This window comes from Alishewanella aestuarii B11 (genome assembly GCF_000280055.1).
GTDB classification, from domain to species: Bacteria; Pseudomonadota; Gammaproteobacteria; order Enterobacterales; family Alteromonadaceae; genus Alishewanella; species Alishewanella aestuarii.
The window spans coordinates 127,106-148,314 of sequence record NZ_ALAB01000027.1 but is presented as its reverse complement, the minus strand read 5'-3'; the positions used below and the strand labels follow the sequence as shown (position 1 = coordinate 148,314).

22 protein-coding genes are annotated in these 21,209 nt (G+C 52.6%); 15 read left to right on the top strand and 7 right to left on the bottom strand.

The features are described from left to right. Positions 1-68 precede the first annotated feature (68 nt). The 3 genes from AEST_RS10215 to olsF form a co-directional block, all read right to left on the bottom strand. On the bottom strand, positions 69-764 hold the full coding sequence (locus AEST_RS10215) for an OmpW/AlkL family protein (RefSeq protein WP_008608905.1): 696 nt from the start codon (positions 762-764) through the stop codon (positions 69-71). 158 nt (positions 765-922) lie between these two features. Next, positions 923-2,437, bottom strand: coding sequence for a DUF3300 domain-containing protein (locus tag AEST_RS10210; RefSeq protein WP_008608904.1), 1,515 nt, complete (start codon positions 2,435-2,437; stop codon positions 923-925). Positions 2,438-2,572: 135 nt separating this feature from the next. After that, positions 2,573-4,279, bottom strand: coding sequence for a bifunctional ornithine lipid synthase OlsF (gene olsF / locus AEST_RS10205; RefSeq protein WP_008608903.1), 1,707 nt, complete (start codon positions 4,277-4,279; stop codon positions 2,573-2,575). A gap of 152 nt (positions 4,280-4,431) precedes the next feature. Between olsF and AEST_RS10200 the strand changes: the two genes are divergently transcribed. Further along, positions 4,432-5,352 (top strand): 2-hydroxyacid dehydrogenase, encoded by a 921-nt coding sequence (locus tag AEST_RS10200; protein ID WP_008608901.1) that lies wholly within the window; start codon positions 4,432-4,434, stop codon positions 5,350-5,352. A 311-nt stretch (positions 5,353-5,663) separates the two neighbouring features. Here the strand turns inward: AEST_RS10200 and smrA are convergent, their stop codons facing one another. The 3 genes from smrA to AEST_RS10185 all read right to left on the bottom strand — a co-directional run bounded on the left by smrA (position 5,664) and on the right by AEST_RS10185 (position 8,114). After that, positions 5,664-6,242, bottom strand: coding sequence for a DNA endonuclease SmrA (smrA, locus tag AEST_RS10195; protein WP_008608899.1), 579 nt, complete (start codon positions 6,240-6,242; stop codon positions 5,664-5,666). Positions 6,243-6,354: 112 nt separating this feature from the next. Then, a complete protein-coding gene (locus tag AEST_RS10190) occupies positions 6,355-6,633 on the bottom strand; it encodes a hypothetical protein (RefSeq protein ID WP_008608898.1) in 279 nt (92 codons plus the stop codon). A gap of 152 nt (positions 6,634-6,785) precedes the next feature. Next, positions 6,786-8,114: a M20/M25/M40 family metallo-hydrolase gene (locus AEST_RS10185; protein ID WP_008608897.1), complete on the bottom strand. Its 1,329-nt coding sequence runs from the start codon at positions 8,112-8,114 to the stop codon at positions 6,786-6,788. Between the two features lie 120 nt (positions 8,115-8,234). Between AEST_RS10185 and AEST_RS10180 the strand changes: the two genes are divergently transcribed. Both AEST_RS10180 and AEST_RS10175 read left to right on the top strand, forming a co-directional pair. Then, positions 8,235-8,624 (top strand): response regulator, encoded by a 390-nt coding sequence (locus AEST_RS10180; protein WP_008608896.1) that lies wholly within the window; start codon positions 8,235-8,237, stop codon positions 8,622-8,624. A gap of 66 nt (positions 8,625-8,690) precedes the next feature. Continuing rightward, positions 8,691-8,987 carry an ArsR/SmtB family transcription factor gene (locus AEST_RS10175; RefSeq protein ID WP_008608895.1) on the top strand — a complete coding sequence of 99 codons (297 nt, stop codon included), beginning with the start codon at positions 8,691-8,693 and terminating at the stop codon, positions 8,985-8,987. A 118-nt stretch (positions 8,988-9,105) separates the two neighbouring features. Here the strand turns inward: AEST_RS10175 and rpsT are convergent, their stop codons facing one another. Next, positions 9,106-9,375, bottom strand: a complete 270-nt coding sequence (gene rpsT / locus AEST_RS10170) for a 30S ribosomal protein S20 (RefSeq protein WP_008608893.1) — start codon at positions 9,373-9,375, stop codon at positions 9,106-9,108. A 174-nt stretch (positions 9,376-9,549) separates the two neighbouring features. Here rpsT and murJ point away from each other — a divergent pair, with 174 nt between their 5' ends. From murJ to AEST_RS10110, 12 genes are all read left to right on the top strand, one after another. Beyond that, positions 9,550-11,127: a murein biosynthesis integral membrane protein MurJ gene (gene murJ, locus AEST_RS10165; RefSeq protein ID WP_193759646.1), complete on the top strand. Its 1,578-nt coding sequence runs from the start codon at positions 9,550-9,552 to the stop codon at positions 11,125-11,127. 48 nt (positions 11,128-11,175) lie between these two features. Next, positions 11,176-12,126: a bifunctional riboflavin kinase/FAD synthetase gene (ribF, locus tag AEST_RS10160; RefSeq protein ID WP_008608891.1), complete on the top strand. Its 951-nt coding sequence runs from the start codon at positions 11,176-11,178 to the stop codon at positions 12,124-12,126. A 14-nt stretch (positions 12,127-12,140) separates the two neighbouring features. Beyond that, positions 12,141-14,966 carry an isoleucine--tRNA ligase gene (ileS, locus tag AEST_RS10155; protein ID WP_008608889.1) on the top strand — a complete coding sequence of 942 codons (2,826 nt, stop codon included), beginning with the start codon at positions 12,141-12,143 and terminating at the stop codon, positions 14,964-14,966. Then, positions 14,966-15,457, top strand: a complete 492-nt coding sequence (lspA, locus tag AEST_RS10150; RefSeq protein ID WP_008608888.1) for a signal peptidase II — start codon at positions 14,966-14,968, stop codon at positions 15,455-15,457. The genes ileS and lspA overlap by 1 nt, the downstream gene beginning before the upstream one ends. After that, positions 15,454-15,885, top strand: coding sequence for an FKBP-type peptidyl-prolyl cis-trans isomerase (fkpB, locus tag AEST_RS10145; RefSeq protein ID WP_008608887.1), 432 nt, complete (start codon positions 15,454-15,456; stop codon positions 15,883-15,885). Before lspA ends, fkpB begins: the two co-directional genes overlap by 4 nt. A 2-nt stretch (positions 15,886-15,887) precedes the next feature. Further along, a complete protein-coding gene (gene ispH, locus AEST_RS10140) occupies positions 15,888-16,817 on the top strand; it encodes a 4-hydroxy-3-methylbut-2-enyl diphosphate reductase (protein WP_008608886.1) in 930 nt (309 codons plus the stop codon). A 12-nt stretch (positions 16,818-16,829) separates the two neighbouring features. Further along, entirely contained in the window at positions 16,830-17,909 is a 1,080-nt protein-coding gene (locus AEST_RS10135) for a sensor histidine kinase (RefSeq protein ID WP_008608884.1), read from the top strand. Further along, complete coding sequence (locus tag AEST_RS10130) at positions 17,887-18,594, top strand: LytR/AlgR family response regulator transcription factor (protein ID WP_008608882.1); 708 nt, start codon at positions 17,887-17,889, stop codon at positions 18,592-18,594. Before AEST_RS10135 ends, AEST_RS10130 begins: the two co-directional genes overlap by 23 nt. A gap of 108 nt (positions 18,595-18,702) precedes the next feature. After that, complete coding sequence (locus tag AEST_RS16830; protein ID WP_008608881.1) at positions 18,703-19,278, top strand: GspH/FimT family pseudopilin; 576 nt, start codon at positions 18,703-18,705, stop codon at positions 19,276-19,278. Positions 19,279-19,286: 8 nt separating this feature from the next. After that, on the top strand, positions 19,287-19,721 hold the full coding sequence (gene pilV, locus AEST_RS16825; protein ID WP_008608879.1) for a type IV pilus modification protein PilV: 435 nt from the start codon (positions 19,287-19,289) through the stop codon (positions 19,719-19,721). Then, positions 19,718-20,689 carry a PilW family protein gene (locus AEST_RS10115; protein WP_008608878.1) on the top strand — a complete coding sequence of 324 codons (972 nt, stop codon included), beginning with the start codon at positions 19,718-19,720 and terminating at the stop codon, positions 20,687-20,689. The genes pilV and AEST_RS10115 overlap by 4 nt, the downstream gene beginning before the upstream one ends. Positions 20,690-20,691: 2 nt before the next feature. Next, on the top strand, positions 20,692-21,201 hold the full coding sequence (locus tag AEST_RS10110; protein ID WP_008608877.1) for a pilus assembly PilX family protein: 510 nt from the start codon (positions 20,692-20,694) through the stop codon (positions 21,199-21,201). Positions 21,202-21,209: the final 8 nt, after the last annotated feature.

Here is a 21,209-nt window from a genome sequence, read left to right as displayed (position 1 = left end):
CTTTGGTCGGAGCGCCCGGAAAAATACCGTCAACACCGTAATGTTGACGGCAAAGGGCAAGATAAAACTTACAGCGTCCAGCGCAGACCAATCATTGCTACCAGCGGATCAATGCTGACATCAACGCTTTGCACTGTATTGCCATTAACCCGGACATGCGCCTTGGTATCGATATCAATTTTGCTGATCATCAGGTGGACACCCAGGTTATCAGCCAGTTTGATATTGACGCCGGCTTGTGCGGCCAGGCCCCAGGAGTTTTTCAGCTTAATGGTCACAGGATCATTAGCACCAGCCGCACCCAGCGCGACCAGCGTGCTTTTCAGCTGACCATCGGCTTCGGTATTAAAGAAGTTGGTGTAATTGACGCCCAGGCCAACAAAAGGCTGAATGTTGCTGTTACCAACATCAAAATAATACTGGCCGAGTAAGGTAGGCGGTAAATGTTTGGTTTTACCTACTTTTAAACCGTCAATAGCGCCATCGCCACTGATTTTGTGGGTAAAAGGGGTAGCGGCAATCAACTGCACGCCCCAGTTTTTATCCAGTTTGTAGTCAAAGGTCAGGCCCAGTTGGGTATTGTCATTCACCTTGACGCCAGTTGAGCCGGCCGGTAAGCCTGCGACGGCTTCTACCACATTCAGATTGCCGCTGCTGTCACTTGGCATCACGCTGATGGCGCCAACGTTGACAGAAAATTCGGCCATCGCAGGGGCGGCAACTAAACTCAGGCCCAGTGCTACTGTAGATAACATTGTTTTCATTGTATTCTCCCGTCAGATAACTGGCGCCATTGTGCGCTTGCTGGCGGTGAAAACCTTGGGCTGGATCAAAAAAGCCCGCTACAAAGCGGGCCTTTAATGGTAAGTATTGTTCTATATCAACAAAGTGGTAGGGACAGGTCGCCGTTGCGCAGCGTGGCCTAGTCCTGCTGTTGGCGCCGGTTCTCAAAGCGGTTAGAGCGCTCGGAGATCGAACCTGTTGCCCGGCTCTCGCTTGCTGGCCGGCTGACAACGGCTTGCCGTTGTTCCATTTGTGGCCGCTGCGGCTGTACCCGCTGACTGTCCTGTGCTGGCCGGCTTACCGGTTGTACCCGCTCTTGCTGAAATCTTTGCGGCTGCACCCGCTCGGTTCTTACCTCTTGCTGCGGCCGTTGATACTGCACGCGCTGCTCTCTATTTAATGCCTCGTTGCGCTGTTGCGTGCGTAGCGCACTGTCCTGCACACGTTGCGGCCGCTGCCGGTCAACGGCCGGGCTGGTGTCTGCAACAGGGATTGGCTGCATACGCTGCTCATTTTCCGCCCATTGCTGAGCAATACGTCCCTGCGCAGGGCGCTCCTGACGTTGCGGCCGTTCGCTTCGTGCTATCTCATGCTGGCGCGGCTGACGGTTGCTGTCATACTGACGGCCTTCGCGCTGCGCACTACGTGGTGCTGCCTCAGCTTCGCGGTTAGCCTGACGGAGCTTGCTGTCGGCCGGAATAAAGCGATTGTCTGGTTGTGAGCGCGGCTCCTGATTACGCTCAGCACGCCATTGTTCGCGAGGTCTGTGCGGCGCATCGTCATGACGGCGTGATCGATCAGGGCGGTGCTGATAGTCTGGCCGGTCACGTAACTGACTGTGCCGGTAATGCACGCCACGGCGGTGATAATGATCATGCTGCCAACGTGGTGCATTGTGGAAGTGCTGCCGTTTTGGATAATAGCGCGGTGGTTTATGATAGTAATAGTGGTGCACTATCACATGATGACGATGCCAGTCGAAGACGCTGAAATAAAACGCCGGTCTGACATGGTAACCACTGCTCCAGTAAAAGCTGACCCGGCTGCGGTGACCGACCGGCTCATACCAATACAGTGGCGGATAGGCTGGCCACCACCAGTTACCGTAAACCACCCGGGTATCGTAGTAGGGCACATAAATCACTTCACGCCGCGCCGGTTCAATCACGATCACTTCGCGTTCGCGCTCCACCACCACATGCTCCATCTGTTGCAGCGAACCCTGAGCATAGGCGCGTTGCCGTAAGCGCTGAATACTGGCCAGTAACGCTGGCTCATCGGCTAAAAAGATTTCTCCCAGCCGCTGCGTCCATTGCAGATCATCATTCAGGCGTTGCACTAACTGCGGGAAGGCAACCAGAGCCTGCACACTGGGGTCCCAGTCCTGGCCTTGCACGGCTTCTACCGCGTCTTCGCCGCGAAGATCCGGGTTACGCTCTAACCAGCGTGCCGCCTGCACAATTTCCAGCGGATAGGTCGAGGCAATCAAGACGTGGGTTAGTACTGAGTCCGGATACAGTGCAATCGGGGCCAGCATCTGGTCCAGCTCGGCCTCGCTGTTACTGGTGCGGCTTTGTGCCTGACTGGCGCAGGCGCTGAGCAATAAAATCGCCAGGGCTAACAGTAGCTGTGGCAGGGTTCGTTGTATCGTCATATCAAGCTCCTTACCACGGGCGTTAAGTTGCGCCGGCAGAGGGTTGGACATTTAGTATACAACTTATAGTGGGCCGCGGCTGAATCGCGGCTGAACTTTACCGGATCTTTACACTAAGCCACAAGAAACGGTGGATTAGCTTAGATAACGGGCGCGCTTTTGCGCTTTTAACTGTGTCAGGTCTACCAGTACCAGGCCATCAATGCAGTCAGCGAAATCCGGGTCCGTACCAAAGGCCAGAAATTTCACCCCACCTGGCTCGCACAGCTCACTGTATTGCTTATATAAGGTGGGAATACTTACCCCCATATTGGCCAGCAGGTGTTTTAGCTGCACAAAGTCTGCTGCATAGTCCTGACCGCTGAAGTGCTGCTGCAGTTGTTGCAGAATAGCGTGCGGCAGCTGATAGGGCTGATTTGATACCGCTGTTTGCTGTTCATCCTGAAAATATAAAGAGTAGAAATAGACCATCAGATCCCGGGCTGCTTGCGGGTAGCTGTTCGACAGGCTGACGCCGCCAAACAGATAGCGTAGTTCCGGATACTGCTTAAGGTAAGCTCCAATGCCATACCACAGATAGTCCAGGCTGCGCTTACCCCAGTAGCGTGGTTGCACAAAGCTGCGTCCCAGCTCCAGCCCCTGCGCCAGATAGGGTTGCATCTGGGCGCTAAATTGAAATAGCGAGGCGGTATATAAGCCGGCTAAGCCGTGATCAGCGATCACCCGGGCCGTATTGGCAAAACGGTAGGCGCCGACAATCTCCAGATCATCGCTATCCCACAGGATCAGATGTTCATAATGGCTGTCGAAGCGGTCAATATCACGGCGCTGGCCACAACCTTCACCGACAGCCCGAAACGCCAGCTCGCGCAGGCGGCCGATCTCGCGCATCACCGGCGAACTTTGCTGATGATGGTACAGGTAGATTTTTTTGCCATCGCCGGTTTCGCCCAGCAACTGGCAACTTTCTACCGCCTTTTTCAGCACAGCCCGCTCTTCCGGATGCGCTATCGCACTCTGGGTTTTAAACAGCGGGGCTTTATCTTTTGCCAGCCGGTACAGATGCTTTTTAAACAGTTTAACTTTATCTGCCAGCTCCAGCTGCAGGTTGTTAAAGCTGTCAAACGGAATGCTTTCACCAATGCGCAACGTGATCGATTTGCGCTGTTGCTTAAACATTTCCTTTACCAGCAATAAGGTGGCCAGCGGTTTATATAGCATCGAGGCACTGTAAAACAGCGCCGAATTGCGCCCACCAATATAGATCGGCAGAATTGGCGCCTTACTTTGGCTGGCAAAGCGCAGAAAGCCGCTATGCCACTTGCCGTCCCGGATACCATTGGGTTTTAAGCGTGATACCTCACCGGCCGGAAACAGGATCAGTGCGCCTTCCGCCGCCAGATGGGAGGCAATGGCGTCTAAGCGGCGCCGCTCGGTGCCACCTGTCATATTATTTACCGGTAACAAGAGGGGGTGCAGCGGCGGTAGTGCCATCAGCAGCTGATTGGCCAGTACCTTAACATCTGGCCGGATCTCGCTGACCAGCTTTAGCAGGGCCAGCCCGTCCAGCGAGCCGATCGGATGATTGGCGATAATCACCACCCGCCCGGTCGCCGGGATCCGCTCCAGCTCGTTGTCGCGTACGGCGTAGCTGAAGTTAAAATAGTCCAGCACCTGCTCCACAAACTCCAGTCCCTGCAGGTGCGGGTAGCGCTTGGCAAAATTCTGAAAATCCTGCTCATGTAACAGGTAGCTGAGGAATCCTTTAACCGGCCGGTAAAACCAGCTCTGGCGGTCAACCTGGGGCAGTTGTTGTTCGATCATTTGTTCGACATTCAGCATCGCTCTGTCCTCTCACCTGTTACATAGGGTCACACAGTTGAGCCTAATGCCTTTGTATGACGCCAAGTTGGCAGTTTTATGGCAGTTTGACGACAGCCGAAGTGCCGCTTTTATGCTAAGGTTGGCACCCTGGCCAAGATATGGAGTGAGCTGTGACTATTGCCCTGATTATCCCTGATCGAAAACTGGATGACTTACAACAACGGCTCAGTGCCGCCCTACCGGGGGTAACGATTGAGGTCTGGCCCGAGCTGAATGATCCTGCTGCTGTCACCTTTGCCGTGGTATGGAAGCACCCGGCAGGCTGTTTACAGCAGCTACCAAATTTAAAAGCGCTGCAAAGTTATGGTGCCGGTGTCGATAGTATTCTTACCGATCCTGAGCTGCCCGTGGTACCGCTGGCGCGGGTTGTTGATCCGGCGTTAACTGAGTCTATGCTGCGTTATCTGGCCGGTATTGAAAGCTATTACCGTTTGCGCCTGGATCAGTTTCATCGCCAGCAACAGCAGGCGCAGTGGAAACCGAAAAGCCCACGTCAGTTGCGCAAGCTTTGTGTGCTGGGGTTAGGCGAACTGGGCGCGGCCGCCGCACAATTTTTTCAGATGCAGGGCTATCAGGTGACGGGCTGGGCCCGTCGCCCGCAGCAGCTTAGCGGTGTAACTTGCTATGCCGGCGTTGATGGCTTAGCCGCAGCACTTAACGATGCCGATCTGGTGATCTGTTTATTACCACTGACCAGTGCCACCGAGGATCTGTTAAATCAACAGCTGTTTGCCCTGATGAAGCCGGGAGTGATACTGGTCAATGTCGCGCGTGGCGCGCTGCTGGTGGAGGCGGATTTATTGGCCGCACTGGACAGTGGGCAGGTTCAGGCGGCGTGTCTTGATGTGTTCCGGCAAGAGCCCCTTGCTGCAACGCATCCGTTCTGGTCGCATCCGTCGATTTTGGTCACACCGCATATCTCGGCGGTAACCCGGGTGGATACAGTGGTGGCGCAGATCGCAGAGAATTACCGGCGTAGTGAAGCCGGCTTAGCATTGTTAAATCAAATCGACCGGCAACAGGGCTATTAACTGGTTAAAATTACAGCGTTGCCAAGGGGTTATTAACGGATTACACTCTTTTGGTCGCAGTAACCGGCCTGTCGGTCGCAACCAGGGCTGTTGCCGTGACAGAATAATAAGAATAAATGTTGAGGTTAGGTTATGAGTAAAGCGTCCAGTCGTGGTTTTGGCTTTACCACTCTGGCTATTGCCGTGATTTTAATGGCGTTGTCAGCCTTTCTCACCCGGGCAGAAGCCTTTTGCTGGGTGATTTAAAAATTAAGGGCCGTTTGGGCCCTTAATTTTTTATCTGTCTGCCGCGGTGCGGTAGCCGTTTTGTACTATTTCTTGCTGTGCCGTTCCCGGTTTTCGCGCTTTTGTTCGGCATTTTTTTGCAGCAGGACATAGGTAGCACTATAGCCGCCATGTTGACGCTGTGCGGTATGCGCTGCCAGAACGACACTAAAAGCCGGTAACCATTTAAAAACATAGCTACGTAAGATGGCTGGATGCGGCTTGCTGTTGCGGCCCATACCATGCTGGATCAATAAGGTACGCACGCCCCGTTGATGGCAGTCGGTAATAAATTGCTGTAGCACACCGCGGGCTTCGATCAGTGTTTTGCCCAGCAGGTTCAGGGTGGCATCCAGTTGATACTTGCCCAGGCGCAGATTGCGGTATACCCCTTGTTGCACGCCGTCTTTACAATAGGCAAAGACGTCATCCGGCTTTACCAGCTCGACATATTCCATGCTCAGGTAATGCGGATCATACTCCATTTCCTGTTCCGCCGCCTTGCGTCTGGCTTGTTGCGCCAGAGTGGGGCTAAACTCAGCGTTGGCTTGCAGCACAGCATCCTGAGTCAGTGGCTTTACATCGGCCATTTCAGAAAGAAACAGCTCGAATTCATCTTCCTGCATAGCGGTCTCCGTCGATTAGCATGGTCTGGATGCACTACGTTAAAAAGCTAGCGCTGGTCCAGACCTGAAAGATCGGAAAGTATAACGGCAAGCCGCTTTGGAAAAAAGCGGCTTATTCGGCTTGCGGTTTTAAGGCGGCGGGTACGGTGTCGCTACTGGCGGCTTTTTTGCGTGCCGCAGCAAAGCGCAGCAAGTAGTAGGCATTAATCAGCAATACCAACAGGTTTGAGATCACACCTTGTGGAATGGCGATATGGCTGTAATAGACAAATAGCAGGCTACAACCTATTAATGTAGCTAATCTAAGCCAGAACACATCTTTAATAAAAAACGCGCCGATACAGATCGTCAGGCCAACCCAGCTGATAATGTCGTAAATCAAGTTTTCCATCTGCAGGCTCCATATTGCGGCAGGTTAATTGCGCGCATTATGAGCAGTGTGGAGTTTTTACTCAACTGAGGAATATTGTAGATTTCAAATTAGATTTTTTAATAGATGTAACCCTGCTGTCATAATGGCGACAGCAGGGGCAGGGGGGGAGTTTACTGGCGTAAATCAACGCTGCTATTGGCGATGGCGCGGGTCATAATCAGCCAGGCTTCCAGGTTTTGCCGCAGTGCCGTTGGATCAATTTTATCCAGGGTATCGTTTGGCGTATGGTGATAATCGAAGTAATCGGTGCCATCCTGCATCAGGCTGGCGACTGGCACACCCTGAGCCTTTAAAATTGACACATCCGGACCACCTGAGGCGGTATTCGGACCCATGGCAATACCCAGCGGTGCCAGTTGTTGCTGGATCTGTCTGGCAAATTGCAGCGCCTGCTCGCCCATACCGGTATCAAAACGCCAAACCCGGCCGGCACCAAAGTCAGATTCAGAGGCAAAGACATGCTTATGCAGTTGTTGGTGATGACGGGCGGCATACGCACGGGCGCCAATCAGACCGCCTTCTTCGTTGCCAAACAGCACCACGCGGATCGTGCGCTCCGGCTTTTCCTGTTTTAGCAGGGCGGCCGTCGCCATTACGATGCCCACCCCGGCGCCATCATCCAAAGCCCCGGTGCCTTCGTCCCAGGAATCCAGGTGCGCACTAATTAACACAATTTCATCCGGTCTTTTACTGCCGGTAATTTCCGCAATCACATTATGGCTGGTGACGGTGCCTGGCAGCTTGTTGTTCATTTGCAAGCTTAAGCTGACTTCCGGGTTACGGCTGAGCATTTTACTAAGCTGCAAGGCGTCAGGTACCGAGATCGCCGCCGCCGGGATCCGCGGCACGCCCTCTTCATAGCGCATCTGACCGGTATGAGCGAAACGGTTGCTGCTGCTGCCGACCGAGCGGATCAGCAAGGCTTTGGCACCGAGTTTTGCCGCTTCGACAGCACCGCGGGCGCGACCACCGACTACCTGGCCGTAGAAGCCACCACGGATGTCTTTTTCCAGCGCATGGTTAATAAAGACGATACGATCTTTGACCTGTGACGGCTCGGCGGCAATCAACTCTTCCAGCGTATTAAACATCACGACCTGAGCCGTGATACCATCAAAGGGCGTACCCACAGAGCCACCCAGAGCGGTGAGTACCAAGGCCTGGTTGAAAGGAGCACCAACGCGCAGACTGGCGTCACCACGCTCCCAATACAGCATCTCAAACGGCTCGCGCCAGACTTTATCAAAACCTAACTGTTTAAAATGTTGCTCGGCCCAGATCACAGAGCGGATGTCAGCTTCACTGCCAGCCAGGCGCGGCCCGACCTCGACGGTTAAGGATTCCACCAGCTTATAGGCCAAATCTTTATCCAGTGGTAGGGTTGTTGCCTGCACATTCAGACTAAAAGCTGCTATTATTGTGCTGATCCAGAGTTTCATATGCTAAGTGACCTTGGTAGTTTAGATTTTTTCGAATTTATCATCTTTAACGGATTAAACCCAGATTTAGCGGCTAACGTAAGAAAAAGCCAGACTAACTGAGTAAGGAGTACCTTCAGGATGCAAGGGCAGACACAGGGAGACGCATCATCAGGCCTGACAGCTTTGGTGGTAGACGATACGCTAACCAGCCGACATTATCTGAAACAGATCCTGCAGTCGCTTGGCGTAGCGGTAGTGCATGAGGCCGCAGATGGCGCCAGTGCTGAAGCCTTATTTGTGCAACAGCAACCGCAGCTGGTTTTTTTGGATATTCAGCTGCCAGACATCAACGGTAAGGTACTCTTACAACGATTCCGGCGTATTGATCAGCACTCGCATATTTTTATGGTGTCGGCCCACTCCAGTGTCGACAACCTGAAGGCGGCAGTAGCAGGTGGTGCCAAGGCTTTTGTCGTGAAGCCATTTTCGGCAGAGCGAATTAGTCATCTGGTGCAACCTTTGCTCTGATTATTGGTCTGAAGCGCTAAGCACTTTGATTTTCAGATTTAACCAGTCAGGTAATGGTAACGACAAATGAATTTAGACGATATGCTGAAAAATTCAGCGCAAGCTGTGAAGTTGCTAAAGGCAGTTTCGAATGAACGGCGGCTGATTATTTTATGTCACCTGTTAGAAGGTGAAATGTCGGTGGGTGAAATTAACGAAAAGCTGGATTTAAGTCAGTCAGCCCTTTCGCAGCATTTGGCATTGTTACGAAAGCATAAACTGGTGAAAACCCGCAAAGAAGCACAAACGGTATTTTACCGCCTTAACAGCGCCGAGGCCGAGGCCTTGATCGCGTTGATGCATAAATTGTACTGTTCAGAATAAAGGTTGCTACGGCAGCCTTTATTTTTGGCCGCTATCAGGGTTTGTTGACCTTTACTATGAAGAATCGCGTAAAACAAAAAAGCCAGCATTAGCTGGCTTTTTCGTCGAACTCTGACAGTTAAGCGGCTTTTAACGCTTTAACATGTGCATTTAAGCGAGCTTTATGACGAGCTGCTTTGTTCTTATGGATCAGACCCTTGGCCGCCATGCGGTCAATTACCGGAACCATTTTGTTGAATGCTTCCTGAGAAGCAACTGCGTCAGCAGTTAACACCGCTGCGTAGGTTTTCTTGATGAAAGTACGCATCATAGAACGTTGACTGGCGTTTTGCTGACGACGTTTTTCTGATTGAATTGCGCGCTTCTTAGCAGACTTAATGTTAGCCAAGGTAACACTCCTAAAAACTAAACCGGACTCTTTAAAGGCCGCATAATATGCCTATTTACTGTGCCATTGTCAAATGCTTTCCGCGAAAAGGCCAGCAATTTAATTGGGATTACCGCTGGTAATTGGCGCCCCGAACAGGTGAAAATAGCGACGCATTATACACAGGAGTTTCAGGTGTCGGGAAAATTATTAAAGTCAGGGCTGATTGTGAGTTTTATGACCCTGATTTCACGGGTATTGGGGCTGGTCCGCGATGTGGTGGTCGCTAATTTTGTCGGCGCCGGTGCGGCGGCCGATGTATTCTTTTTTGCCAACCGCATTCCAAATTTCTTACGTCGTTTATTTGCCGAAGGCGCTTTCTCGCAGGCCTTTGTGCCGGTATTAAGTGAGGTGAAAGCGCAGCATGGCGATGATGCGGTGCGCGAACTGGTGGCAAAAGTCGCCGGCACACTCGGTGTGATTGTCACACTGGTAACCCTATTTGGTGTCATTGCCTCACCGCTACTAGCTCTGCTGTTTGGTATGGGCTGGTTTATCGAATGGCTTAACGATGGCCCGGATGCACATAAGTTTGAGCTGGCCTCGTTAATGCTGAAAATTACCTTTCCCTACCTGTGGTTTATCACCCTGGTTGCCTTGTCGGGTGCCATTCTAAATACCTATAACCGCTTTGCGGTGGCGGCCTTTACGCCGGTATTTTTAAATATTGCCATTATCGGTAGTGCGCTCTATCTGGCACCGACGCTGGATGAGCCTGCGCTGGCCCTGGCCTGGGGTGTGTTTATCGGTGGCGTGGTGCAGCTGTTGTTTCAACTGCCGTTTCTGGCCAAAGCCGGTTTGCTGGTGATGCCAAAATGGGGTTGGCGCGATACGGGCGTGACGAAAATCCGCACCCTGATGTTGCCGGCGCTTTTCGGGGTATCTGTCAGCCAGATCAACCTGCTGTTGGATACCGTGATCGCGTCGTTTTTATTAACCGGTGCGGTGAGCTGGCTGTATTACTCAGATCGCTTAATTGAATTTCCATTGGGTTTATTCGGTATTGCGATTGCCACTGTTATTCTGCCGAACCTGTCACGCCATCATGCCACCGCCAATGCGGAGCGTTTTTCGCATACGCTGGATTGGGCGATCCGTTTTGTGGTGATGTTTGGCTTGCCGGCGATGCTGGCGCTGATGGTGCTGGGGCAGCCCATTATCAGTGTGCTCTTTATGCGCGGCGAATTTACCCAGCAGGATGTGCTGATGGTGTCATACAGTCTGGTGGCCTATAGCTGTGGTTTGCTCAGCTATATGCTGATTAAGGTGCTGGCACCGGGCTACTACGCCAGGCAAGATATTAAAACCCCGGTAAAAATTGGCATTATTGCCATGGTCGCTAATATGGTGTTTAACCTGATGCTGGCACCGTTTTTAAGTTATGTTGGCCTGGCGCTGGCGACTGCCATGTCGGCCAGTTTAAATGCGTTTTTACTGTATCGGGGTTTAAAGCTGGCCGGAATTTATCAGCTAAGCCGGCAAAACTGTTGGTTCTTAGCCAAATTTACGCTTGCTGCGCTGTTAATGGCGGCAACCTTGTGGTGGCTGAGTCCGGCGCTGAATGACTGGATTGCCCGGCCACTGACAGCACAAATTCTGTTGTTAAGTAGCCTTTGTGTCGGCGCGGTGCTGCTGTACTTCGCCTTGCTGTTGCTTTTCGGGGTACGTTTGGCGGATTTTAAAGCGAAATCTGTTGCTGAAAGCCGTCACTAATCCGGTTATAATCCGGCGTTTACAGGCACCAGAGGCATTATTGCAGGCATGGAGTTAATCCGCGGTATCCATAATATTCTGCCGCAGCATCAAGGCTGTGTACTGACTATTGGCAATTTTGATGGTGTGCATCTGGGGCATCAGGCGGTGCTGGCAAAGGTGCAGCAGTTAGCGCAGTCACTTCAGCTGCCATCCTGCGTTATGGTATTTGAGCCGCAGCCGCTGGAGCTGTTTGCCGGTAATGCCGCGCCAGCGCGTTTAAGCCGCTTTCGCGAAAAATATCAGGCGCTGGCCGCCGTCGGGATTGACCGCATGCTGTGTGTGAATTTTAACCGCAGCTTTGCCGCTCAGGATCCGCAGCAGTTTATCAAAACCCTGTTGCTGGATAAGCTGGGCGTGCGGCATCTGATTGTGGGCGATGATTTTCATTTTGGCAAAAACCGCAGTGGTAATTATGCCTTACTGGCCCAGGCCGCGGCGCAATATGGCTTTGGTTTAAACAGTACCTCCAGTTTAAAACTGGGCGAGCAGCGGGTCAGCAGCACTTTGATTCGCGAAGCGCTGCAACAAGACCAACTGGACAAAGCCGCCGCCATGCTGGGGCGGCCTTTTACACTAAGCGGCAGGGTGCGCCATGGCCGTAAGCTGGGGCGGGATCTGGGTTTTCCGACGGCCAATGTCTGGCTTTACCGGCGTAAGCTACCGGTGTCGGGCGTGTACGCTATTACAGCGCATACTTGTTATGGTGTTTTTAACGGTGTCGCCAATATTGGCAACCGACCGACAGTGCAGGGCAGTCGTGAGCAGTTAGAAGCCCATTTATTTGATTTTAATCAGGATTTATATGGCAGCCAGATCCGGGTAGAGCTACGGCATAAACTTCGAGCCGAGCAACGTTTTGCCAGTCTGGATGCATTGCAACAACAAATTGCCGCCGATGTTGCGGCAGCACAACAGTATTTTAGTGAGGCCGCGTCCGCGCAGGCCCCGACAACCTAACGGAACCGAAACGGATGAGCGATTACAAGCATACCCTTAACTTACCGGAAACGGCCTTTGCCATGCGCGGTAATCTGGCGCAGCGGGAACCGCAAATGCTGGCCAAGTGGACGCAGGATGATCTCTATGGTCAGATCCGCAGTGCAAAAAAAGGCAAGAAAACCTTTATCCTGCACGATGGCCCGCCCTATGCCAATGGCAATATCCATATCGGTCATGCCGTTAACAAAATTCTGAAAGATATTATTGTTAAAGCCAAAACCCTGTCTGATTTTGATGCGCCCTATGTCCCGGGCTGGGATTGCCATGGCCTGCCGATTGAGCTGGTGGTGGAGAAAAAATACGGCAAGCCGGGTACCAAGCTGACACCGGCGGAGTTTCGTGACAAATGCCGCGAGTATGCGTTAACGCAAATTGATGCACAGCGTACTGATTTTATCCGTTTAGGTGTATTAGGCGATTGGTATAAGCCGTATCGCACTATGGATTATGCTACCGAAGCCAATATTATCCGCAGCCTGGGTAAAATTATCGGTAATGGCCACTTACAACAGGGCTTTAAGCCGGTGCACTGGTGTACCGACTGTGGTTCGGCCTTGGCCGAAGCCGAGGTGGAATATCAGGACAAGGTCTCCCCTGCGATTGATGTGCGCTTTAAGGTGTTGGATGACAGCGTCGCCGCTAAGTTTGATCATCCGGCTGGTCATGCCGGGCAGGGCCCGATTTCGGTGGTGATCTGGACCACTACTCCCTGGACTATTCCGGCGAACCGCGCCGTGGCTCTTAACGCTGACTTACAGTACTCGCTGGTGCAGGTTGAGCAAGGTCCAAATGGCGCAGAGCGCTTAATTCTGGCCACCGATCTGGTTAAAGACGTGATGGCGCGCGCCAATATCGAGCATTACCATGCGCTGGGTTTCTGTCAGGGCGCGGCGCTGGATTTAGTTAAGCTGCAGCATCCGCTGTATGATTTTAGCGTACCGGTGGTGTTAGGCGAACACGTTACCACGGACTCGGGTACCGGCTGTGTGCATACGGCACCGGGTCACGGTCAGGAAGACTTTGTAGTTGGCCAGAAATATGGTCTGGAAGTGGCAAACCCGGTGGGTGCCAACGGTGTTTATCTACCGGATACGCCGCTGTTTGCCGGGCAACATGTGTTTAAAGCCAATGAAACGGTAGTTGAAGCGCTGAAAGCGGCCGGTGCCTTATTGGTACACAAAGCCTATAAGCACAGTTATCCGCATTGCTGGCGCCATAAAACGCCGATTATCTTCCGTGCTACGCCGCAGTGGTTTATCAGCATGGAACAGCAGGGGCTGCGCCAGACATCATTAGCAGAAATTGAGCAAACCCGCTGGATCCCGGATTGGGGTCAGCAGCGGATTGAAAATATGGTCGCCGGCCGGCCGGACTGGTGTATTTCACGTCAGCGTACCTGGGGCGTACCGATTGCGCTCTTTGTGCGCAAAGACAACAGCGCCTTGCATCCACGTACGGCCGAACTGATTGAGCAGGTGGCGCAGAAAGTTGAGCTGGCGGGTATTCAGGCCTGGTTTGATCTGGATGCTGCTGAGCTGTTGGGCGCGGATGCTGCCGATTACGTTAAGGTTACCGATACCCTGGATGTCTGGTTTGACTCTGGTGTAACCCATGCCGCAGTGGTAGATGCGAGGCCGGAATTCCATGGTGCCGAAATTGACCTGTATTTAGAAGGTTCGGATCAGCACCGTGGCTGGTTTATGTCGTCACTGATGACTGGCGTCAGTATTAAAGGCAAGGCGCCGTATAAACAGGTACTGACACATGGCTTTACCGTGGATGGTGAAGGCCGCAAGATGTCGAAATCGCTGGGCAACGTGGTGTCACCGCAGGATGTAATGAACAAACTGGGTGCTGATATTCTGCGCTTATGGGTGGCGACCACGGACTACACCTCGGAGATGACGGTATCGGATGAAATTCTGAACCGTGCCGCTGATAAATACCGCCGTATTCGGAATACCGCGCGCTTCCTGCTGGCCAACCTGAATGGCTTTAACCCGCAAACGGATGCACTGCCATTTAATGAGTTGGTGGAGCTGGATCTGTGGGTAGTAAACCGGGCGGCGAAGTTACAACAAGAAATTATTGATGCGTACGATAACTATCAGTTCCATCAGGTAAGTCAGAAACTGATGAATTTCTGTACCGTAGAGCTTGGCAGTTTCTATCTGGATGTGATTAAAGATCGTCAGTATACCGCGCACACCGAGTCCAAGGCCCGCCGCTCCTGCCAGACTGCGCTCTATCATATCGCCCAGGCGATGGTGCGCTGGATGGCACCGGTAATGAGCTTTACCGCGCAGGAAATCTGGGAAGCCTTACCAGGCCAGAGCACGCCTTATGTGTTTACCGATGTCTGGTATCCGGGTTTTGCCAACTTACCGGCAGGTAAATTCAGTGACGCCTTCTGGCAACAGCTGTTAGAAGTTCGCGATGAAGTCAATAAGGTGCTGGAAGCAGCGCGCCGCGAAGAAAAACTCGGCGCCTCTTTACAGGCCGAAGTGACCTTGTTCGCCGGTGCTGAACTGGCGCAAGCGCTGTCACAGCTGGGCGACGAGCTGCGTTTTGTGCTGATTACCTCAACCGCTAAGGTGAGTGCGGAGCAACCGGCTGCCGCTGCGGTGGCCACCGCCATTAAAGGCTTAAGTGTGCTGGTGGAAGCCTCTACCGCCGCCAAGTGCGAGCGCTGCTGGCACCACCGTCACGATGTCGGCGCCGATGCCGCCCATCCGGGTATTTGTTTACGTTGCGTCAGTAACGTAGAAGGTAGCGGTGAACAGCGGGAATTTGCCTGATGCAGTTGTTTAATAATACCGCCTGGCGCTGGTGGTGGCTGATCCTGCTGTTAATCGGTCTGGATCAGCTGACCAAGCAGCTGGTACATCAAAATATGGCCCTGTTCGATTCGATTGAATTACTGCCATTTTTTAATCTGACCTATGTGCGTAACTATGGCGCGGCCTTTTCGTTCTTAAGTGACGCTGGTGGCTGGCAACGCTGGTTCTTTACGATTCTGGCGGTGGTGATAAGTAGCGTGATTGCGGTCTGGATGAGCCGGTTACCACGGCAGCAGATTAAGCTGGGGTTGGCATTGAGCCTGGTGTTTGCCGGCGCTATCGGTAATTTAATTGATCGCAGTATCTATGGTTACGTAATAGACTTTTTCCATCTGTATTACCAGACCTGGCATTATCCGGCCTTTAATATCGCCGATTCGGCGATCTGTATTGGCGCCGCCCTGATTATCTGGGACAGTTTTAGCAGTGATTCTGAGGCAAAAAAATGAGCGAAATTCAGGCCAAAAGTACGGTAATCTTCCACTTTGATATCACGCTGGCCGATGGCAGTGCCGCCGAGAGTACCCGGGTGCACAACAAGCCGGCAAAATTACAGATGGGCGATGGCAGCTTATCACCGGCATTTGAAGCCCAGCTGTTAGGCATGTCGGCCGGAGAGAAAAAAAGCTTTACCCTGGCCCCGGAAGACGCCTATGGTATGCCGAACCCGGATAATATTTATTACGTTGACCGCAGTAAATTCTCGGTTGATGCGCCGGCGAAAGTAGGCGCCATTATTGGCTTTGCGATGCCGGATGGCTCGGAATTGCCGGGTTTAGTGCGGGACGTGGTGGGCGATTCGGTCACCGTCGATTTTAATCATCCGCTGGCGGGTCAGACTCTGACCTTCAATGTCGAAATTGTGCAGGTAAGCTAAAGATGGATATTTTACTCGCTAACCCGCGGGGCTTTTGTGCCGGTGTTGATCGGGCGATCAGCATTGTAGAACGGGCGCTGGAGCTGTTTCCGCATCCAATCTATGTGCGGCATGAAGTGGTGCACAACAAATTTGTAGTGGACGGTTTACGCCGTCGCGGCGCTGTCTTTGTGGATGAACTGGACGAAGTGCCGGATAGCCATATTGTGATTTTCAGCGCCCACGGTGTGTCGCAGGCGGTGCGTGAAAATGCACGGCAGCGCGGTTTAAAGGTGTTTGATGCCACCTGCCCATTAGTGACCAAGGTGCATATGGAAGTGACCCGCGCCAGCCGCAAAGGCACCGAATGTATCCTGATTGGTCATGCGGGACATCCTGAGGTAGAAGGCACCATGGGCCAGTATGATAATGCTGCAGGTGGCATCTATCTGGTGGAGTCGGTCGAGGATGTGGCAAAACTGCAGGTTAAAAATCCGGCACAGCTGTGCTATAGCAGTCAGACTACCTTGTCGGTAGACGACACCGCCGATGTGATTGATGCATTGCGCGCCCGTTTTCCGGACATTGAAGGACCGCGCAAAGATGATATTTGCTATGCCACGCAGAATCGCCAGGATGCGGTGCGCGAACTGGCCGCTAAAGCCGAACTGATGCTGGTTGTCGGTGCGAAAAACAGCAGTAACTCCAACCGTTTACGCGAGCTGGCGGAGAAGCTTGGTTGCAAAGCCTATTTAATTGATACCGCCAACGATATCCAGCAAAGCTGGCTCGACGGTATCAGCCGGGTTGCCGTTACCGCCGGTGCTTCTGCGCCGGAAATTCTGGTGCAGGATGTGATTAGCCAGTTGAAAATGTGGGGCGGTAAAACTGTGACCGAAACCACCGGCCGCGAAGAGAATGTGGTGTTCGCCATTCCGGCTGAGCTGCGTTAAGCGGAGACGACCATGCGACAGACTGTGACGCAAGCTCCCGAACAGTCTGGCGTTTTTCCATCACTTTGCCGCGGTAAAATGCTGCTGCGGCTGCTGGTGTTAACTCAGGCCGTAGCTATCCTACTGGCCTTTGCTCCCGGAATTAGCGGCGACCCCTGGCTCAGACTGGGGGTGGTATCGCTGTGCAGTCACTGGATCACCTTGTTAAGTCTCGGGTTCTTGTGTCCGGCCTTGCAACGCTTGCCGGGTGTCAGTTTGTCTCGTCTGGCGACGCTGGTCGGTAGTACCCTGTTGTTAGCAACCGTCCTGGTGTCGCTGGTGATCTGGTGGTACTTCGCTGCCGGCCTGCCGGAATATCAGAGTGTCTGGCATTTTACTGCAGCGAATATGCTGTTGGCTTTTGTCGTCTCGTTATTGTTAATCCAACTATTGTTAATGCATGCCGAGCGCGCCAGGCTGCTGGTTGCCCAGCAGCGGGCCGAGTTAGATGCCCTGCAGGCCAGGATTGCACCGCACTTTTTGTTCAATAGTTTAAATGCGATAGCAGAGTTGACGCATCAATCCAGTGCGGCGGCTGAGCAGAGTTTGTTGGATCTGGCTGATTTATTCCGGGCCGCCATGCACGCGGGGCAATTGCTCCCGCTTAGTCAGGAACTGGCATTAGCGCGCAAGTATTTGCAGCTGGAGTCGATCCGGCTTGGCGATAAACTGCAACTGGACTGGCAACTGCCAGCAGACTATCCGGATACTCAGCTGCCGGCGCTGACGTTACAACCCTTGCTGGAAAACGCAGTTCGTTACGGTGTTGAACCAGCGTCGCAACCGGTCACCATTTCGGTGCAACTACTGGTTGGACAGCAGCAGCTGGTATTATTGATCACGAATCCGATTAACCACTCAGCTGTGCAGCCAGCCGCGGACTTAACGCAGCAAAACGGTATTGCGCTGAGTAATATCCGCAATCGTTTGGATCTGCTTTATGTCGAGCGACAGCAATTTAGCTGCAGCGCGCAGGATGGTGTATTCAGGGTTAAACTGGTGTTACCTATCATAAAACGGGAGACAGCGGATGCGGGCGCTAATCATAGATGATGAACCTCTGGCACGGGCCCGCTTAAAACGTTTACTGCAAACGAGCGCGCAGTTTGCAGAAATCGATGAAGCTGCGGACGCTGAGCAGGCGCTCCTGCTCAATCAGCAACACCTGCCAGATGTGGTGTTTCTGGACATTAACTTACCCGGCAAAAATGGCTTAGAGCTGGCAAGGGTTTTCGCCATTCAGCCAACACCACCGGCAATCATCTTTTGCACCGCTTATGCAGAACATGCACTGGCAGCCTATGACTGTGCGCCGAAAGACTATTTACTGAAACCTGTCAGTCAGCAAAGTTTGGATAAAGCACTGGCGAAGTTGAGTCTGGTAACGCGGGCGGACCAGCGAGCCCGGGAGTCTGACACGGCGAAATTAGTCTATCTGCAGGGCGGAATTAAACGCTCACTGTCACTGAGTGAGGTGTGTTATTTTCGCGCCGGCGATAAATATGTGACGGCGGTACTGCCGGCGCAGGAGATCTTGCTGGAAGAAAGTCTGTTGGCACTACAGCAACGTTTTCCAAATCAGTTGTTGCGGATCCATCGTAGTCTGCTGGTGCATAAGGCGCATTGTCAGGCGCTGTTAACCCGGGATGGCAAACACTACATGCAATGCCAGGGGCGCCCTGAGCTACTAGAAGTTAGCCGCCGTCTGCTCAGCCAGGTTAAACAAGCGCTGGCTTAACCGCTTATCTGAAATTTCAACCGCTGGTCCAGCCGGCTTTTACCTTGCTTGTACTCGCCGCTATAGTAAAACTGAGACAGGTTTTCACAACCCGATAAGGAAGTGGCTGTGCAAAAAGCAAACATATCCGGCTTTACGTTAATCGAGGTAATGGTAACAGTGGCGGTGCTGGCAATAGTGATTACTGTAGCCGTGCCCAGCTTTGGCAATTTACTGGCCGCAAACCGTTTAACCGGCCAATCTAATGAACTACTAGGTGCCCTGGCATTAGCCAGAAATGAAGCCATTAAGCAAAATCAGGACATCGTATTTTGCCACAGTAATGATCTGCTGGTTTGCGAAAATGCACCGGCTGCGGGCTGGCGTGGTTATTTGGTATTAAGGCCGGCTGATAATACTGTGATTGCTGCCGGTCGTCTTAGCTCAGCCAACCTTATCCTGTTGGCCAGCCCGGCCGTAAATAACTCGACCCGTAATAATGTTAATCAGGTGATTCGCTTTAATCCGCAAGGTGTGGTGCGCCAGGGCAATCAGGAAGCGGTATTGAACGGTGTGCTGCGGGTGTGTACTAATGTCGCCAGTATCAATCCGAATTCACGTGATATCCAGCTGAGATCAGGCGGACGGGTCAGAATTGTGCAAATTCATAACGCTGGCTGCAATGCCCCGGCAAACTTAGCGTAGGTGCAGTGATGAAACAAAAAAATCGCAATAGCTACAAAAGCCAAACTACGCAGCGGGGTGTCACCCTGCTGGAAGTTATGATCGCAGTCTTTGTGCTGGGTATAGGGTTATTAGGCGTGGCAGCGCTGCAAGGTGCCAGTGTCAGACATACCAATAATGCCCTGGAGCGGACTATGGCTGTGATCCTGACCGAAACCCTGTCTGAGTTACTGCGTGCGAATCCACAGCTGGCACGGCAGGGCAGTTTTGCCTTTAGTGATTGTACCGGCAGTACTGAGCTGGGCACGCATGGCTGGGTATTGGACGTGAAACAAGCGACTCGGGCAGCTACTTGTCCAGAAGTTGAATGGGTTGCTGCACGAAATGTCTATATTGTGACAATTGAATGGGATGATGAAAGAACCGGCGTTGATAGCAGGGTTATTACGGAAATTATGCCATGAACAAGCAGTTAACAGGCTTCACGCTGGTTGAATTGATGGTGGCGATGGTACTGGGCTTACTGGTACTCGGTGGTGCTCTGACAGTGTTCCTGGCCAATCAAACCACTGGCCGCGCCAATCAGGCGCTGGCGGAAATTCAGAATACCGCCCGCATGGCACATCTGTTAATGGCGCATGATATTCGCAATGCCGGCTTTACCGGTTGTGGTAACTCGCCGCGGGTAGCAAATGTGGTCGCGGTTGCAGGTGCTAACCCAATTTGGGCCAATTGGCGCGATGGTCAGGGTATCCGCGGTTTGCCTGCACCGGTTGGCGCTATTAATGGCCGCAATGCTAATGATGGCTCAGAAGCATTACGGGTGCTCTACGGTGGTGGTAGAAGTAATACCATTCGTTTATATGATGGCCAAACGCTGACACTAAATAGCCCCTCTGTGGTCGGGGCTGGTGAGTTGGCCATTGCCTGTGATGAGAACCTGGCCAGTATTTTTCAGGTCAGTCAGGTCGGCGGTGCTGCACAGGATCAGGTTCAGCATATGGTAGCCGGATTAAATTGTGACGCTAATCTGGGTTTTGTCGCGCCGGAGGATTGGGCCTGCGGTGTGCACCCGGCGCGTAACTTTAATAATGGCGCCATGCTAATGCGTTTGGAGTCCGTGGCCTGGTTTGTCGCGCCCAGCCTGGATGATGCCAATGTTTCGTCATTGTTTCGCGCTTCGTTGATTAATGGCGGACAGTTAAATGAAGAGGTGCTATTTGGCGTAAACAATCTGCAGTTTGCTTATCTAAACGGCGACACCATGGCATTTCAAACAGCGGCGGCGGTGACCGCTGCTAATGCCTGGGGCAGGGTGATAGCGGTCAACGTCACCCTAACCTTGGATCCGGCTATTTTGCAAGGAACAGAGGTACCGGCAAACGCCAGAACGATTCGTTTTTTAGTCTCGCTGCGTAATAGGTTGGGGTAATTATGATGAGATCCAGACAACAAGGTGTTGCTTTGGTGGTCAGTTTACTGCTGCTGTTGGCCATTACTCTGGTCGCAATCAGCAATATGCGGCGTACCACAGTACAGGAGCGAATGACAGGTAACCTCTATGACAGTCAGTTGGTAATGCAGCAAGCAGAAGCGGCCTTACTCTTTGCTGAGCGGCGTTTAGAAAATGCAGCTTTGCCGGCTGGCCCAGTTGGCTTGATAGGTCAGCCGGGCATTTACAATTTACCCAATCCGCTGGCGGCCGATCGTTGGGCACCGGGGAATAACTCGCAGTGGCAACCGGGGCCGGCGATGAATGATGCTATGGTGGTACAGGCACAATATATTATCGAGTATATGGGCGATTGGGCCTATCCGCCGGACTGTGACCGCTCGTTAACGATACCGGCAAATTGCCTGCAACCTACCTTTAGAATTACCGCCAGGGTACCAGCGAATGATGGCCGGGCAGAAACCATGCTCCAAACCGTTTGGCGTCGTTGAGGACAAGC

Bases quoted from the DNA above. Each gene is read 5' to 3' on its own strand.
- AEST_RS10215 (WP_008608905.1), bottom strand. From the start codon at position 764: ATGAAAACAATGTTATCTACAGTAGCACTGGGCCTGAGTTTAGTTGCC.
- AEST_RS10210 (WP_008608904.1), bottom strand. From the start codon at position 2,437: ATGACGATACAACGAACCCTGCCACAGCTACTGTTAGCCCTGGCGATT.
- olsF (WP_008608903.1), bottom strand. From the start codon at position 4,279: ATGCTGAATGTCGAACAAATGATCGAACAACAACTGCCCCAGGTTGAC.
- smrA (WP_008608899.1), bottom strand. From the start codon at position 6,242: ATGCAGGAAGATGAATTCGAGCTGTTTCTTTCTGAAATGGCCGATGTA.
- AEST_RS10190 (WP_008608898.1), bottom strand. From the start codon at position 6,633: ATGGAAAACTTGATTTACGACATTATCAGCTGGGTTGGCCTGACGATC.
- AEST_RS10185 (WP_008608897.1), bottom strand. From the start codon at position 8,114: ATGAAACTCTGGATCAGCACAATAATAGCAGCTTTTAGTCTGAATGTG.
- AEST_RS10180 (WP_008608896.1), top strand. From the start codon at position 8,235: ATGCAAGGGCAGACACAGGGAGACGCATCATCAGGCCTGACAGCTTTG.
- AEST_RS10175 (WP_008608895.1), top strand. From the start codon at position 8,691: ATGAATTTAGACGATATGCTGAAAAATTCAGCGCAAGCTGTGAAGTTG.
- ribF (WP_008608891.1), top strand. From the start codon at position 11,176: ATGGAGTTAATCCGCGGTATCCATAATATTCTGCCGCAGCATCAAGGC.
- ileS (WP_008608889.1), top strand. From the start codon at position 12,141: ATGAGCGATTACAAGCATACCCTTAACTTACCGGAAACGGCCTTTGCC.
- lspA (WP_008608888.1), top strand. From the start codon at position 14,966: ATGCAGTTGTTTAATAATACCGCCTGGCGCTGGTGGTGGCTGATCCTG.
- fkpB (WP_008608887.1), top strand. From the start codon at position 15,454: ATGAGCGAAATTCAGGCCAAAAGTACGGTAATCTTCCACTTTGATATC.
- ispH (WP_008608886.1), top strand. From the start codon at position 15,888: ATGGATATTTTACTCGCTAACCCGCGGGGCTTTTGTGCCGGTGTTGAT.
- AEST_RS10135 (WP_008608884.1), top strand. From the start codon at position 16,830: ATGCGACAGACTGTGACGCAAGCTCCCGAACAGTCTGGCGTTTTTCCA.
- AEST_RS10130 (WP_008608882.1), top strand. From the start codon at position 17,887: ATGCGGGCGCTAATCATAGATGATGAACCTCTGGCACGGGCCCGCTTA.
- pilV (WP_008608879.1), top strand. From the start codon at position 19,287: ATGAAACAAAAAAATCGCAATAGCTACAAAAGCCAAACTACGCAGCGG.
- AEST_RS10115 (WP_008608878.1), top strand. From the start codon at position 19,718: ATGAACAAGCAGTTAACAGGCTTCACGCTGGTTGAATTGATGGTGGCG.
- AEST_RS10110 (WP_008608877.1), top strand. From the start codon at position 20,692: ATGATGAGATCCAGACAACAAGGTGTTGCTTTGGTGGTCAGTTTACTG.